Genomic DNA, 15,109 nt, shown 5'->3' on the forward strand with positions numbered 1-15,109 from the left:
CTAGTATCTATCGATTGCTTTGAAGTATTCTGTGATTTGATTCTAAAAAACGCAGTTGTTTCTCGTTTTTAATACAGATTCCATCTATTTGTAAATCAGTGTAAAAGAAGATTGATTATGAAAAGGTGGAGAGTATTATTCATCGAAAACTGAAGCCGCTTTTGGATTACTTTCCTTCAGTATTTGGAGTCTTTATGTCGCAAAGAGCACTTTCTGTACTTTGCTTGTTATTCTTATCTTATTCATCTTCATTGTTTGCAGAATCCTTTACGTTACCTATTTGGAAAGATGAAGCAGAAGCTCGTGGCTATGATTTACCAGAAGCATTTGGTTTAAACATCAGTTATATGAAACAAACTCAGGATATCTCAGTAGATAGCGTGGGTTTTGAAGGAACTATTCCTGCATTATTACCTTGGAATCCACCTCACCAAATTAGTGATTTAGTGGAAATTGAACCTATTGGAAACGGCAAACAAATGAGTGAAGTGTTGACATTACGAGGTGATGTTTGGCTTTTTCCTTTTTTGAATTTGTATGGAATCGTAGGTCAATTAAAAGGGTATTCGGAAACCACGATTAATGTTAAACCGTTTGGTAAAGAGGCGGGTATAAAAATGCCATTTCGCCTAGATTTAAATGGCACACTTTATGGCGCTGGTTTTGTATTAGCTGGTGGGTATAAAGATGTATTTGCTTTAGCAGATGCCAGTTATACGGAAACTGAGCTTAATGTTATTGATGGCACGATTAGCTCCATTGTTATTTCGCCACGTATTGGTTATGACTTTAATCGTTTAGGCGCACCACTTCGTCTGTGGGTGGGGGCTATGTATCAAGATGTAGAGCAATCATTATCAGGTAATTTAACTGATATTGGTTTAACTGGTAGTTTGGGTAGTCTTGTCGGTAAAGTGGATAACGGCCGTTTTAATGTTGAACAGCACCTAGTGACACCATGGAACCCTCTAATTGGTATGCAATATAAGCTACATGATCGATTGTATTTACTAGGTGAAGCAGGGCTTGGCGATCGTAAAAGTATTTTCTTTACCGTTGATATGCGATTTTAAACCATGACACTTTTAAAAATATCGACGGCAGTATTATTGAGCTGCTACGCATTGTCGATCTCGGCAAAAGAAGAACCACAAAGTTGGGTCGACACTTTTCTTGAAGAATTAGGTTCATCTGAAGATATTGATGTTAGCCAAGGTGTTGATTGGGCAGTGTTACCTGGCCCTTTTGCTAACCCTGAGCAAGGCTTTGGTCTCGGTATTGCCGCTGTTGGCTTATATTCGCCATTAGAAGATAAAGACAGCGCTCCATTATCTACGGTTAGTATTACGGGTTATGGTTCGAGCTCTGGTTCATATGGAATAGGGATTAATAATCGCACTTATTTTGAGAATGATGAAATTCGATTTTTAGTTCAAGCAAAAGCAAGTCATACGCCCGAATACTATTGGGGGATTGGGAAAGAGCAAGCTGAGAATGAAGGAAATAAAACTTTAGTTGAAGCTGAAATCTTTGGGTTTACTCCGAAAATAGCGTATCAATTTTATCCTAATACCTATTTGCTAGCGGGTTTTGATTTGGAGAGCCACCGTAAGCAGACGACAGATTCGTTGCTTCTGAATTCAAAAGACTTAGAGGATACGCTCTTAACTGCAGCAACCATTAGCCTTGAATATGATAGCAGAGACTTTGAACTTAATGCATACAGCGGTACGTTACTTAGCATTAACTGGAATGAATACAGTAAGTCGCTAGGTTCGGATTATGAATTTAATAAAGCGACCTTTAACTATCGCCAATATTACAAAATAACCAGTGATACGGTACTTGCTTGGGAAGCATACAGTGAGACTGTACAAGGAGATGTTCCTTGGTTCGCTTTGTCTTCATTAGGCAGTGATAAGCGTATGCGAGGCTATTACAGCGGACAGTATAGAGATAATACACAAGCGTCAGCTCAAATCGAAGTGCGTCATCAGTTTAATCACCGACATGGCATGGTTGCATGGGTTGGTGGTGGTAATGTTGCTGATTCTTATCAACAGTTATTTGATAGTAAATGGTTACCTACGTATGGAGTAGGTTACCGCTTTGCTTTCAAGCCAAGAGTCAATGTCAGACTTGATTACGGTATAGGTAAAGATAGCCAAGCCGTATATTTTCAAATTAACGAAGCATTTTAAGGGCGGAAATATGAATAACAAAACTTTATTCATGATAGCGACCAGTCTTCTTTTCGGAAGCTCATTTTCAGTATATGCGGATGCTCCAGTTGGTGTGAGGCCATGCTGTGCATTTGGCACTAATTTACAAACAGAAGTAGGGGGGATTCCTGTCCCATTTGTCTCTGTAGAAAATGTATTAAATATTGATGATCTTGGTGATCATATATACAACGATGGTAGTCAAAGCGTAGCAAGCAGTTTGATGGGGCTTGGTGATGAGAGTAATGGTATTTTTTATTCTGAAAAAGGTGGATTTTTAGATTCCGCACACGTTCGTGATACCGCAGATTTTACTTACTATTTATATACTGAATTTAAAGCTCATTTAGGAACTGATTACTCGATTACCTTATCGCCTGAGTTAAAAGATAGAGTGATCCAATTAACTGAATCAAAAAGCAATTTTACACTTGAAGAGAAACAAAAGATCAGTGTGGAATTAGCGGCTTTAACTGCATATCGCCTTGCTCAATGGCATGAGATTGCTCAATGGTTTGGTATGGAATCGGTTGGAGGTTTCAAAGAATTGGCCTCTGCATTTTCGCCGGAAGATTTATATTCGAATATGCTTGGTGCAAAAATAGCGAGTTCTGTTATTGCTAAAAATCCCAATTTGTCTAAAGATGATTTCTCAAAAGCGATGACAAAAGCCATTGAAGCCAAATTTATTGAGCTTGGTGTAGTATCGAAAGAAGAGTCAAAAGCTCAAATCAAAAGCATGGATGGAGTATGGTGGGATAGCGATAAGCGCTTGCCAAACAAATGGGTTGTTATTCATCGTGAATATCATTTAGGGACAGATCTTCGACCAAATGGTTTTAAAAATGGGGTGGAAGAGAGCTTATCAACGGAATATGAAGCGTTAGCAACGTTTAAGTTAATGCATAATAAAAATGATAAAGCGTTTAATTCCTTACCTAAGGCTCTGAGAAATAAAGCTTATTGGACTCCAAATGATTTTCAAATGATAGCAGATTTTGCTAAAGCGCAAGACGAAAAAGAGCAAGCAAAAAATAAATAATATCACTTATTAATAATAAAAAGCCTTGATTCGATTTCTCGTATCAGGGCTTTTTTAATTATAACATTAAACAATTTATGCTTTTGCTTTATCCATATTTGGTGTCGTACCAAACTTTTCAGTGCTAAAGCCTTTAATTAGGCTGACACACATCATAAGTAGAATAAACGTAAATGGTAGTGCAGTAGATACCGTACCTGCCTGCAGCGCTTGCATTGCTTCAGTACCACCAACCCATAATAATACAGCAGCAATAGAACCTTGAACCGTAGCCCAGAAAATACGCTGAGGAACTGGAGCATCCACTTTACCACCAGCAGTAATACTGTCGATAACTAAAGAGCCAGAATCTGATGATGTTACAAAGAACACCATAATCAGTACGATAGAAATAACCGAAAGGGCAGTGCTCATAGGAATCGCATCATACATATTAAACAGTGCCATAGTGATGTCTTGTAGACCATTCTCACCTAATTCACCGACTTTATTTACGACTTGTTCAATTGCAATTCCACCAAACGCAGACATCCATAATGCTGTTGCCAGCGTTGGAATGATCATTACTGATATCAAGAATTGACGAACCGTACGACCTTTAGATACACGAGCAATGAACATACCTACGAATGGAGACCATGAAATCCACCAAGCCCAATAGAATACTGTCCAACCGTGCATCCAACCTTCATCTTCACGACCATGAGGGTTACTTAGTGGGATGATGTTTTCAATATACCCTGTCACTGTTAACGGTAATGCACTCATTACATCAGAGAAACCAATGAAAATAATGAAGAATAATAAAGCAACAGCCACAAGCATGTTGAGGTTACTTAATAGTTTTACACCGCCATCAATACCTCGTATTACCGAGATCATAGCAAGCATGGTCACGAAAATGATCACGCCAATTTGCATATTAACGCCACCATCAGTACCAAACACGTGATTGATACCACCTGCTGCTTGTTGAGCCCCAAGACCAAGAGAGGTAGCAAGACCAAATAGCGTTGCAAGTACCGTCATTATATCAATGATATGACCAAACCAACCCCATGTTCTATCACCTAAAATAGGATAGAAAACAGAACGCATTGATAGCGGCAACCCTTTGTTAAAGGTAAAGAATGCTAAAGATAGTGCCACTAAACCATATATTGCCCAAGGGTGAATACCCCAGTGGTACATCGTTCCGCCTAATGCCAGCTTTTTAGCTTCTTCGGTAAATGGTTCAACATCTAAAGGAGTGCCATACCAATCCGTGAAGTAAGCAAGAGGCTCGGCAACACCATAAAACATTAAACCAATACCCATGCCAGCGGCAAATAGCATTGCCATCCATGAGATAGTAGAGTGCTCAGGTTTTGCCTTATCGCCACCAATACGAATCTTTCCAAAAGGAGAAATGATCAGTGCTAAACAGAATATCAGGAAGATATTACTAGACCACATAAATAGGCCATCAAAATTGTTGATGATTTGCCACTTAACACCGTCGAGAAGAGATTTTGCTTCAGTTGGGTCCATAACTAGAAGCACTGTAAGAAAAAGAATAATGGAACCAGCACTAATGCCAAAAACCTGATTATGAATATCAAAACCCCATTTTTGGATATTGTCCTGTCCAACCTCGTAGTCAGTACTGTCTATACTGTACTTATCCGTAGTACTCATGCGTCCTCACATTAAAATATAATGGCTCCCATTGGAGACCATCAAACGACTGCAACATTAATGTAACAGCTTTTTTCATGAGGATAATATCAGAGTTAAGAATCCAATAACATATATAATTTTTTTATTGATATAAATAAAAGCGCCTTAAAACAGTGCTTTAAGGCGTTTTGATGCAGATTGAAGGTGATTAGTGGTCAAGGTATAGATAGTTTTGCCAAGACTTCATACGAATTAATACTTTACGCATAATTGAAACATGTTCGAAGCTATCAGAGTAAACGGAAATCTCAGCGTTTGAACCAGCTGGAAGGTGAAATTCTGATACATCATCAGTCAGTTTCAGTTTTACTAATGCTCGACCATTTGTACGGATTGCATTTGTTCCTAAAAGGGCTCCAGATGCTTGGATTTGACCTTCTCCAATTGCAGGAATAACTTCGACGACTTCTCCTTTAAATACACGTCCAGGAATCGCTCTGAAAAGAAACTCAGCTTCAAAGCCTGCCTGTAATCGTTGTAATGAGTTTTGTCTGAAAGCACCAACAAAGTATTGATCTTCTGTGTGTACAAACGTCATTACAGGACGAAGTGGGATAGGGACGGCCATCATACCTGGGCGAAGTGCCATCTGAGTTACATAACCATCTGTTGGCGCTCTAACAACGGTTTCATCTAGATTAAATTGTGCCTGCTCTAACTCTGCACGCATACGAGCTACTGTGGTGTTTTCACCGTTTATTTCAGATTCTAGTGCCAGTTTTGCTTGTTGCTCTTGAGCTTGAACAGATTCTAACGTTGCTTCAGATGCTTTGTAGGTTTGTTTACGAGTATCAAGTTGTTGAGCAGTGAAAGCGCCTTTTTTATAGCCTTTTTCATAACGTTTAAATTCACGATAGGCTTTATCTTTATCCGCTGTTGCTTTTATTGTGTTTGATTGTGCTGATTTATATACGGATTCTAATTGAAGAGCAGCTTGCTCGGCTTCACTTAAAGCAGCTTGTTTACGAACAACTTCAGCTTGAAAAGGAATTGGGTCAATTTTAAATAAAACATCGCCCGCAGCAACAGGCTGGTTAGGCGTTACATTAACCTCTATAACTTTCCCCTTAACACTTGGGACAATTGGCGTGGTTACATAAAATTGCCCACCAAACTGAGTAAATGGATGGTTGTAGTTCATCAATAGAACTAGAGTGCCAACTAATACAACACCACCTAAACCTGCGGTAGGAACTGTCCATTTGTTTAGTGGAATATTAAAGATTTTAAATACCGCGATACATAAAGCGGTGTACGTCAAAATAAGCAATAAATCCATTATGCTTGCTCCTCTTGAGATGGTTTTTGAGGCGCTTGTTTAACTTGATTGACTTCTATTTGAGAAAGCTTTTCAGTTAATAGCTCTACTTGGTCATTAAGATGATTAACGCGAGTTTGTAGCTCTAATTGATTGTTTTCGATTTTATGGAAGCCCCAACCACGGTCTTCACGCCATAGCGTTGCCCAGATCCAAAGAAATGGCCATAAAACATGGAGTGTAAATAGACTTACCCAGCCAGCGACATGAATAGCATCAGAATGTGGGTGATTGCGTTTGTGAGCTATTTCATAAGGGATATCATGAATGACAATGATGCCATAGAAAATGACAAGGGCAACGAAGACCAATAAACCAAGTGCAAAATAATCTAAAAACATAAACGTATCCTTGTTTATCTTTATTGTTAACAAAAACTATATTTTTTAATAACTTGAGTTTGGCATTTGTAAGAACAATACGCAAGGTTAATAAGTTTTTAGAATAAAAAAAACCGACTGCAGTCAAAATGAGTCGGTTTTTCGAGTGTTTTTAAGCAAAGGTTAAGTTATTCACTTACACAGTTACGTCCACCTTCTTTAGCTCTATATAAAGCTTCGTCGGCTGCTTTAATAACGAGTTGTGGCTTTCTTAAATCTTCACTATCAGCAACACCAATACTGATGGTTACGTTTACGACTTTTGTTTTATTCGCTTTACCACGCTTAGCTTGTCCTTCTTTGTTATCTTTAGGACGAGTAGAAGTATCACGAATAATTAAATCATAATCAGCGATGTCTTCTCGTAACTCTTCAAGATATTCTAAACTTTGCTTTGCTGTTTTACCTTTAAATAAAACCGTAAATTCTTCACCACCATAACGATAAACTTTTGCGTTACCACCAGTTTGAGCCATGATGCTTGCAACTAACTTAAGCACGTCATCACCAGTATCGTGCCCATAGGTATCATTGAATTTCTTGAAATGGTCAACGTCAAGCATTGCAATGGTATAGGTGCGACCAAGGTGTTTCATTTCAGATTCTAGAGCTCGTCGGCCCGGAATTCCCGTCAACTGATCAATAAACGCTAATTCATGACTTGCTGTAATGATATAGAGTAGAAGCAGTAACCCTGCAATTGAAAACATGGTGCTTGAAATATAATCAACACTAAATAATGAAAAAGTAAGTGATGAATACAGCAGACACGTATAAGACGCTAAATCCGTATTATTGCTTCGAGTTAAAACGAAAATAGCGGATAAACCACACATCACTATACTATAAAGAACAACGATAACAGGTAAAGGCGAAATTTCTGGAATATTGAGCAAGTAGGTTTGCCATATTTCAGTCATGTCATTATCGGCAAAGTGTACTGTGATTATCCAACACCAGAAAAACATGAAGAGTAATATACATAAATAGCCAGCGCCAAACTTAGAGAAAATTCGACGCTCAGGGAAAATGAATGTAGCCATCATACAGATCGGCAATAAAAAGGCGGTTAATGTAAATTCAATTCGTGTCGTACCGTATGATAATGGTACTTGCAACCTTTCTTGAATTATCCAATAAGCGATAGCCATGCTTATCGCTATCATACCAATACGCCCTTGGTTAAAAGGCTGACTTAGTAATAAAACAATAGATAATACAATATAGGGCAGTATATAGGAGAACCCTTGATTCTCTGATGAGAGTTGGATTATGCCATCCATTCCAGTAATCACAGATACAACTATGATAATAGGCAGCAATAATTTGAATAAAGGATGGCTGAGAAGGTTAAAAGACATTATTTTTTTAACTAATCCTATAAAACTAAAAAAGAAAGAGTGTGTCACTGAACTGATAAGACAATTTGTTATTCTATCAATAACGTGACTCTATTCATATGCTTACGATACACTTAATGCATTAAACAACAACAAGGTGCCTCTATGGAATCAAACATTCATAATTATATGGAAGTACTCGTCAATAAACGATTTTTGCATTGGAATTCCACCAGATTTATACGCTTGATCAAATCACAGATATGAAGTGTATTGCTTTAAATCAGCTTCCTACACTCTATATTCGTTATAGCCTGGATATGTTAGCGGCAACATCCCAGAAAAAATTAATGCAATATAACGAAATGGTTGCAGCTGCGGTTGAAAATGCAGAAAAAATGATCGCGAATGATAGAAGAGAAAGAAAAGACGATTTTGAAGATATCGTTGTTTATCGGTCAAAAGATCGTTTTCAATTGGAAGATGAAGAGGAGTCATTTTCAGGAAAACTGAATTTAGATTAGTATTTAGTAATAAAAAGAAAACCCATACCGATAAGTATGGGTTTTTGTTTTGTACGAAAATAAAGATTATTTATGCGTTTGCATTTGTTGTTTTATCTTCACTTTCAACAACTGGTGCTTCCTCTGATTCAGGAGCAGGAAAAGCCTGAAGTGGTTTAGCAACCATATTACGAGTGTCTTCTTTTACTTCAGCTAATACGACAGGAAGTTGATCGCCAAGTTTAAACGTCTCATGTTTATCAATGGAGATAATACCTTGGTCAGCATTACATTCGATACGTTCTTTATTATCAACGATTAATGAACCAGGAATAAATGCTGCTGCGCCGTTTTCAATTAAACGCACACGCATACCTGCACGGTTGATATCAAAGATTTCCGCTGTGAACTTAGTTTCTTTTTCAACTTCTGATGCTAATGTTCGACAATATAACCAATCACTTACATTTCGTTCTGCCATACGATGGAAGCGGCGGCTAAGTGCTAGTTCTTCTCCAACGATATCATCAGGACGTTGAACAGGCTCTTTTCCTAAAATATGAGCTTTAAGCATACGATGGTTGATCATATCGCTGTATTTACGGATTGGAGAAGTCCATGTTGCGTAAATATCTAATCCCATAGCATAGTGAGGTAGTGGTTCATTACCTGTTTCGCTGTAGGTTTGGAATTTGCGAATACGAGCATCTAAATAAGACGTAGGTTGCTTTCCTAATAGGCGACGTAATTCACTAAAGCCTTCAAGAGTAGCAATTTGTTCTTCCGTAAATTCGACACCGTCTAATTGATTAACAATTTCAACAACGTCTTTTAATTTGTCAGATTTGATACCAGCATGAGAGTTAAATACGCCCATATTAAATGCGGCACGTAATGTTTTACCTGCACAAATGTTTGCCGTTACCATTGCTTCTTCAACAAGCTTGTTCGCTGTACGGCGCATATCAGCATGGATAGCGATAACATCGTTGTCTTCGCTTAATTCAAAACGGTAATCAGGACGATCTGGGAAAATAACCGCGTGAGTTTCTCTCCAAGTTGTACGTACTTGAGCAAACTCATACAGTTCAGTAACGACTTGTGCGATGGTGTCATTTGGTTGCCATTTATCACAAGAGCCCGTTTCTAAGAAATCAGAAACATGGTCATAAGCTAAACGAGCATGTGATTTGATCGTTGCTGCAAAAAAGTTGATGCTTTCTTCTTGGATATTGCCGTCAGCATCAACCAGTACTGTACAGCAAAGAGCAGGGCGTTCTTGGCCTTCAATTAAAGAACATAACTCATCACTTAAATCACGAGGTAACATAGGAATATTACGACCCGGTAGGTAGATCGTATAACCACGTTCACGTGCCACTTTATCCATACTGTCATCTGGTGTGATATAAGCTGTAGGATCTGCAATAGCAATAGTTAGTTCAAATGAACCATTTTCAAGCTTTTTGATATATAACGCATCATCCATATCTTTGGTTGATTCGCCATCAATAGTTACGAATGGGGTTGCTGTCATATCGACACGAACTAAATCAGCGTCGTCTTTAATTTCCCAATGCTCAATACCCTCAGGCTCTGAGTTAGGTAAATCGTTTTGAGCTAGAGTTACCCACCAAGGTGCAATTTTGTCATCACTGTCAGTGATTTTATGGGTAATATCACATTGAAAGCCTTGATCCCCTTTTAATGGGTGTTGAGTTAACTCTGCAACAACCCAGTCACCTTCTTTAAGTGTCTCAGGGTTTACGCCTTTGCGAGTCTTTGCCTTAATAGCATTTTTTAAACTAGGGTGATCAGGCATAACTTGTAGACGTTTTTTAAACATCTGAATACGGCCAATGAATCGTGTAATTGATTGTTCGATTAATTGATCCGGTTCTGCTTGCTCTTTTTCATTCTCTGTACGAATAAGAGCCACTACTTTGTCACCATGCATAACTTTTTTCATTTGTGCTGGTGGGATAAAGATGCTTTTTTTCTTATCATCTGATTCTAAGAAGCCAAAGCCACGTTCAGTTGCTTTGATGGTGCCTTCTTTTTTTGGGAGTTTTTCTTGTATTTGCTGCTTCAATTGCGCAAGTAGTGGGTTATCTTGAAACATGAGCCTTCATTATAATAGAGAAATAACGAAGTAATTTTACTATTGCACCTAATTGATTACTAGAAAACTTGGACGAAATGTACAAAAAAGAACATTTAAAGTACAAAAAACTACCAAATCTAAGAAAATGAAGCTAAATTTGTGAACTCGCTCAATTTTTTCTGGTAATTCTTGCCGTATTAGGGCATTATGCGCGCCCTGAGTTAATCCACTTTCTATAATTTAAGTTGAATTAACCTGTCCTGTCCCGAGAGCTTGTGTGTGTGTATGGAACTTGCTGAGCAAATGGGACCTTTTTTATATGATTAATTATTGGGATCCCAATGTCAGAATCTATTACTGAATTTCGCCAACTGGCTTTAGACGAATCAATCTTATCTGCACTTGATGATATGGGCTTTGTAGCTCCAACTCCTATTCAAGCAGCTTCGATTCCTCTACTTCTAGAAGGCCGTGATGCTCTTGGTAAAGCGCAAACAGGTACTGGTAAAACAGCTGCATTCTCTTTACCACTATTAAACAAAATCAATCTTAAGCAACATAACCCACAAGCAATTATCATGGCTCCAACGCGTGAACTTGCTATTCAGGTTGCTGCTGAAGTTAAAAACCTTGGTCGTAACATCAAGGGTCTTAAAGTTTTAGAGATCTACGGTGGTGCATCTATCGTTGATCAAATGCGTGCTCTAAGCCGCGGTGCTCATATCATCGTTGGTACTCCTGGCCGTGTTAAAGATTTATTAAACCGTGACCGTCTAAACCTAGGCGAAGTTCATACGTTCATCCTAGATGAAGCTGATGAAATGCTTAAAATGGGTTTTGTTGACGATGTAACTTGGATTCTTGAAAAAGCACCAGATACAGCTCAACGTATCCTATTCTCTGCAACTATGCCTCCAATGGTTAAAACAATTGTTGACCGTTACCTACGTGATCCTGCTCGTGTTGACGTTGCTGGTACTAACCACACTGTTGATAAAGTAGAGCAAAACTTCTGGGTTGTTAAAGGCGTAGAAAAAGACGAAGCAATGTCTCGTCTACTTGAAACTGAAGAAACTGATGCATCAATCGTTTTCGTTCGTACTCGTCAAGATACTGAGCGTCTAGCTGATTGGTTATCTGCTCGTGGCTTTAAAGCTGCTGCACTGCACGGTGATATTCCTCAGTCTCAACGTGAACGTACTGTTGATAATATCAAAAATGGCGTTATCGATATTCTAGTTGCTACTGACGTAGTTGCTCGTGGTCTTGATGTTCCACGTATTACTCACGTATTCAACTACGACATCCCATTTGATGTTGAGTCTTACATCCACCGTATCGGTCGTACAGGTCGTGCTGGACGTAAAGGTAAAGCGATTCTTTTAGTTCGCACAAACCAAATGCGTATGCTTCGTACAATTGAGCGTGTAACTAAGTCAACTATGGAAGAAATTCAACTTCCACACCGTGACCAAGTTGCTGAATCTCGTCTAGCTGCATTAGCTGCTGAGCTTCAAGCTGATAAAGAATTCGTTGCTCTTGATGCGTTTACTGATTTAATCAATAAACTTCAAGAAACATTAGAAATTGATGCAACTACTATTGCTGCTATGCTTCTTAAGCGTCAACAAGGTAAGCGTCCTTTATTCTACAAAGGTCCAGACCCAATGATCGCAGCTATGGAGCGTGCGAAAAACCGTCGTTCTGATCGTGGCGAACGTGGTGAACGCGGCGGCCGTGGTGATCGTCCTGAGCGTGGTGAACGTCGTCAATACAATAACGATGACTTCGATACGTACCAATTAGAAGTTGGTCGTGAGCAAGGCGTACAAGTTAAAGACATCGTAGGTGCTCTAGCTAACGAACTTGGTTTCACTAAAGGTTCTATCGGTGCAATCAAACTTGCTCCTGGTCACACATATGTACAACTTCCTAAGAAAATGTCTGCAGATGTTGCTGGCAAACTTAAGAAACTACGTATTCGTCAAAACGAAACAAAAGCGGTTGTTGTTGAAGGTGTTGACCTAACAATCGAACGTCGTCCACGTACTGGTGGTGGCCGTGATGAAAACCGTGGCGGTAACAGCCGTGGTGGTTACCGTGGTAATCGTGAAGGCGGAAACCGTGAAGGTGGCCGTGGTGGCGAACGTCGTTTTGATCGCAACAAAGGTGGTGATCACCGTGGTAGTCACCGTGGCGAGCGTGCACCAGGCGGTCGTGGCCGTGGTCGCAGCAGCGAGCGCAGCGAAGGTTAATCCTTAGCAAAGAATTAAAATAAAAACCGAGCTCATGTAGCTCGGTTTTTTGTGTTTGTAAAAAAGCCTCAATGAAGAGGCTTAGTATCGGGATTTAATTAAATGGAACGTGCGATTTCATAGCCATCCCAAATTGCAGCCATGATGGTTCTTGCTTGTTGAGAATCTCCGATATTATAGACATGTTCTACATCTAACTCGGTTACAAGTTCATCATAAAGACTTTTTTCTGCGCGATAGCCCATTGCAATTACAACGTGTTCTGCGTCGATTTGTTGAAGTTGTTTTCTATCGTTAGCTGGTTGAATGACAATGCCGTTATCATTAATTGAATATAAGTAAGTTGACGTTTTTAATGATACCTTTTCAAAATCTAGCAATTCTTTAAGCATTTGATAATTAGCAAAGCAGGTACCATGTGGGCCACCAATAATATCATCACTACCTTCGACTAAAGTGACGTTTTTACCACGTTGAGCCATCCATAATGCCGCTTCAGCGCCGACTAATCCTGCACCGATAACAATTAAATTATCGCCTGTAATCAACTCGGGGTTCATTAGCATTTTTTCTGCACTCATTACATGAGGTAAATTAACACCTTCAATCCAAGATGGTACAGAAGGGCGAGATCCTGTAGCAAAGATCACTGCATCAGGCATTTCTGCTTCAATACGCTCTTTAGTTGCTGCTGTATTCATTCTTACATCAACGGACTTTCTCTCTAATTCACCAGAAAACCATGCGATAAGTGTTTTATCATCATGCTTGAATGGGGGTTGGCTGCCAGGAATGACGTTACCACCAAGATTACCTGATTGCTCAAAGAGAACGACATTATGACCACGTTCAGAAGCTACACGCGCTGCTTCCATACCACCAACGCCGCCACCAATAACGACAATCTTCTTCTTTTTAGTTAATGGTAATAAGCCATATTCTTCTTCTCGTCCACAGCGTGGGTTCACGGCACATGAAATATTACCAATTTCAGCCATACGACCAAGGCAGCCTAAATGGCAAGAAAGACATGGACGAACCTCATTAAATCGACCACGACGAATTTTATTTACAACATCTGGATCAGCTAGAAGAGGACGTCCCATTGAGATCCCATCCGCTATTCCTGCGGTTACAGCATGACTTGCGAGATCCGGGTTTTCCATACGCCCAGCCATTAATACAGGAATACTCACCACCTCAGATACAGCCTTACAATAGGGTTGATACATACCCGGTTCAAAATAGTTTGCAGGATGGTTCCAGTACCAAGCATCATATGTACCGGCATCAACATTTAAAGCATCATAACCTGCATCTTGAAGGTATTTCGCTGCTTTTAGACCTTCATCCATATCTCTACCAACTTCTTCGGCTATTTCATTTGGTAGGATCCCTTGGCCAAAGCCTTTGGTATTTCCTTTGACAGAGTAGCGCAAAGAAACAGGGAAGTTGCGACCACAAGCGGCTTTGATGCCTTCGACAATCTCTACAGCGAAGCGATAACGGTTTTCAAAGCTTCCACCATATTGGTCAGTTCGCTGATTAAAAAATTCCATGGTAAATTGGTCAAGTAAATAGCCTTCATGCACGGCATGAATTTCTACACCATCATATCCTGCCTTTTTAGCGATCATGGCAGACTCAACAAATTTTTGAATAAAGTATTGAACCTCATTAGTGGTTAATTCACGGTGTTCAATGGAAGGGTCAAAACGGTTAGGAGCTTTAGAAGGGGCAATGCTTTTATCGGCAGGTGTGAAGCCTGGTATGCATGAGCGTCCCCAACCAGCTGTAAGTTGTGCAAAAATCTTAGTTCCATAACTATGAATACGTTCATTCATTTCTTTAGCGCTGCGGATGTAGGCTGTTGGGTTGTAACTAGGGCAAGGAAGCGATGGCATAGGGAACTGCTCTAGTTCATTTTCAACCATTTGTACGCCAGTGATAATAAGACCGACGCCACCTTTAGCACGAGCAATATAATAGTCTTGTCCGCGTTTATTGTAGGCACCATCACTATCAACACAGCCTAATGTCCCCATAGGAGCCATAGAATATCGATTTTTTAAGGTTAAACTTCCAATTTTCATCGGTTCAAATAAGACTTTATGTTTATCGTTTAGCATTAATAGGACTCCATAAATAAATAGAAATTTGATTACTTAATCATTGGCCTTAATCCAAAAATTAAGTAATCAAACTTGGTGTTATTTAAGCAGACTA

11 protein-coding genes are annotated in these 15,109 nt (G+C 39.3%); 5 read left to right on the plus strand and 6 right to left on the minus strand.

Going from position 1 to position 15,109, the window contains the following annotated elements:
- Positions 1-194 precede the first annotated feature (194 nt).
- Genes HC728_RS11990 through HC728_RS12000 form a run of 3 tightly spaced genes read left to right on the plus strand, consistent with a single transcriptional unit; the run spans position 195 to position 3,264 of the window.
- Positions 195-1,073 carry a hypothetical protein gene (locus HC728_RS11990; RefSeq protein WP_005422407.1) on the plus strand — a complete coding sequence of 293 codons (879 nt, stop codon included), beginning with the start codon at positions 195-197 and terminating at the stop codon, positions 1,071-1,073.
- 3 nt (positions 1,074-1,076) lie between these two features.
- Positions 1,077-2,201, plus strand: coding sequence for a BamA/TamA family outer membrane protein (locus tag HC728_RS11995; RefSeq protein ID WP_065640884.1), 1,125 nt, complete (start codon positions 1,077-1,079; stop codon positions 2,199-2,201).
- Between the two features lie 10 nt (positions 2,202-2,211).
- Positions 2,212-3,264, plus strand: a complete 1,053-nt coding sequence (locus HC728_RS12000; RefSeq protein WP_065604758.1) for a DUF4056 domain-containing protein — start codon at positions 2,212-2,214, stop codon at positions 3,262-3,264.
- Between the two features lie 75 nt (positions 3,265-3,339).
- Here HC728_RS12000 and HC728_RS12005 read toward each other — a convergent pair whose 3' ends face one another.
- From HC728_RS12005 to HC728_RS12020, 4 genes are all read right to left on the minus strand, one after another.
- The gene (locus HC728_RS12005; RefSeq protein WP_190395532.1) at positions 3,340-4,941 is read right to left on the minus strand and encodes a BCCT family transporter; all 1,602 of its coding nucleotides are present in this window, start codon (positions 4,939-4,941) and stop codon (positions 3,340-3,342) included.
- 190 nt (positions 4,942-5,131) lie between these two features.
- Complete coding sequence (locus HC728_RS12010; protein WP_065604757.1) at positions 5,132-6,262, minus strand: HlyD family secretion protein; 1,131 nt, start codon at positions 6,260-6,262, stop codon at positions 5,132-5,134.
- Positions 6,262-6,642, minus strand: a complete 381-nt coding sequence (locus tag HC728_RS12015) for a DUF3302 domain-containing protein (RefSeq protein ID WP_005422416.1) — start codon at positions 6,640-6,642, stop codon at positions 6,262-6,264. Before HC728_RS12015 ends, HC728_RS12010 begins: the two co-directional genes overlap by 1 nt.
- 167 nt (positions 6,643-6,809) lie before the next feature.
- Positions 6,810-8,042, minus strand: a complete 1,233-nt coding sequence (locus HC728_RS12020; RefSeq protein ID WP_017020244.1) for a GGDEF domain-containing protein — start codon at positions 8,040-8,042, stop codon at positions 6,810-6,812.
- A 200-nt stretch (positions 8,043-8,242) separates the two neighbouring features.
- Here HC728_RS12020 and HC728_RS12025 point away from each other — a divergent pair, with 200 nt between their 5' ends.
- Positions 8,243-8,545 carry a late competence development ComFB family protein gene (locus HC728_RS12025; protein ID WP_238933812.1) on the plus strand — a complete coding sequence of 101 codons (303 nt, stop codon included), beginning with the start codon at positions 8,243-8,245 and terminating at the stop codon, positions 8,543-8,545.
- A gap of 70 nt (positions 8,546-8,615) precedes the next feature.
- On the opposite strand, the gene HC728_RS12030 is transcribed toward HC728_RS12025, so the two are convergent.
- Positions 8,616-10,646: an exoribonuclease II gene (locus HC728_RS12030; protein WP_065640881.1), complete on the minus strand. Its 2,031-nt coding sequence runs from the start codon at positions 10,644-10,646 to the stop codon at positions 8,616-8,618.
- 323 nt (positions 10,647-10,969) lie between these two features.
- Here HC728_RS12030 and HC728_RS12035 point away from each other — a divergent pair, with 323 nt between their 5' ends.
- A complete protein-coding gene (locus tag HC728_RS12035) occupies positions 10,970-12,883 on the plus strand; it encodes a DEAD/DEAH box helicase (protein ID WP_017020242.1) in 1,914 nt (637 codons plus the stop codon).
- Between the two features lie 98 nt (positions 12,884-12,981).
- Here HC728_RS12035 and HC728_RS12040 read toward each other — a convergent pair whose 3' ends face one another.
- Complete coding sequence (locus HC728_RS12040; protein WP_065622358.1) at positions 12,982-15,012, minus strand: FAD-dependent oxidoreductase; 2,031 nt, start codon at positions 15,010-15,012, stop codon at positions 12,982-12,984.
- Positions 15,013-15,109 lie beyond the last annotated feature (97 nt).

The sequence above is a fragment of the Aliivibrio sp. S10_S31 genome, assembly GCF_014694495.1.
Classification (GTDB): Bacteria; Pseudomonadota; Gammaproteobacteria; order Enterobacterales; family Vibrionaceae; genus Aliivibrio; species Aliivibrio fischeri.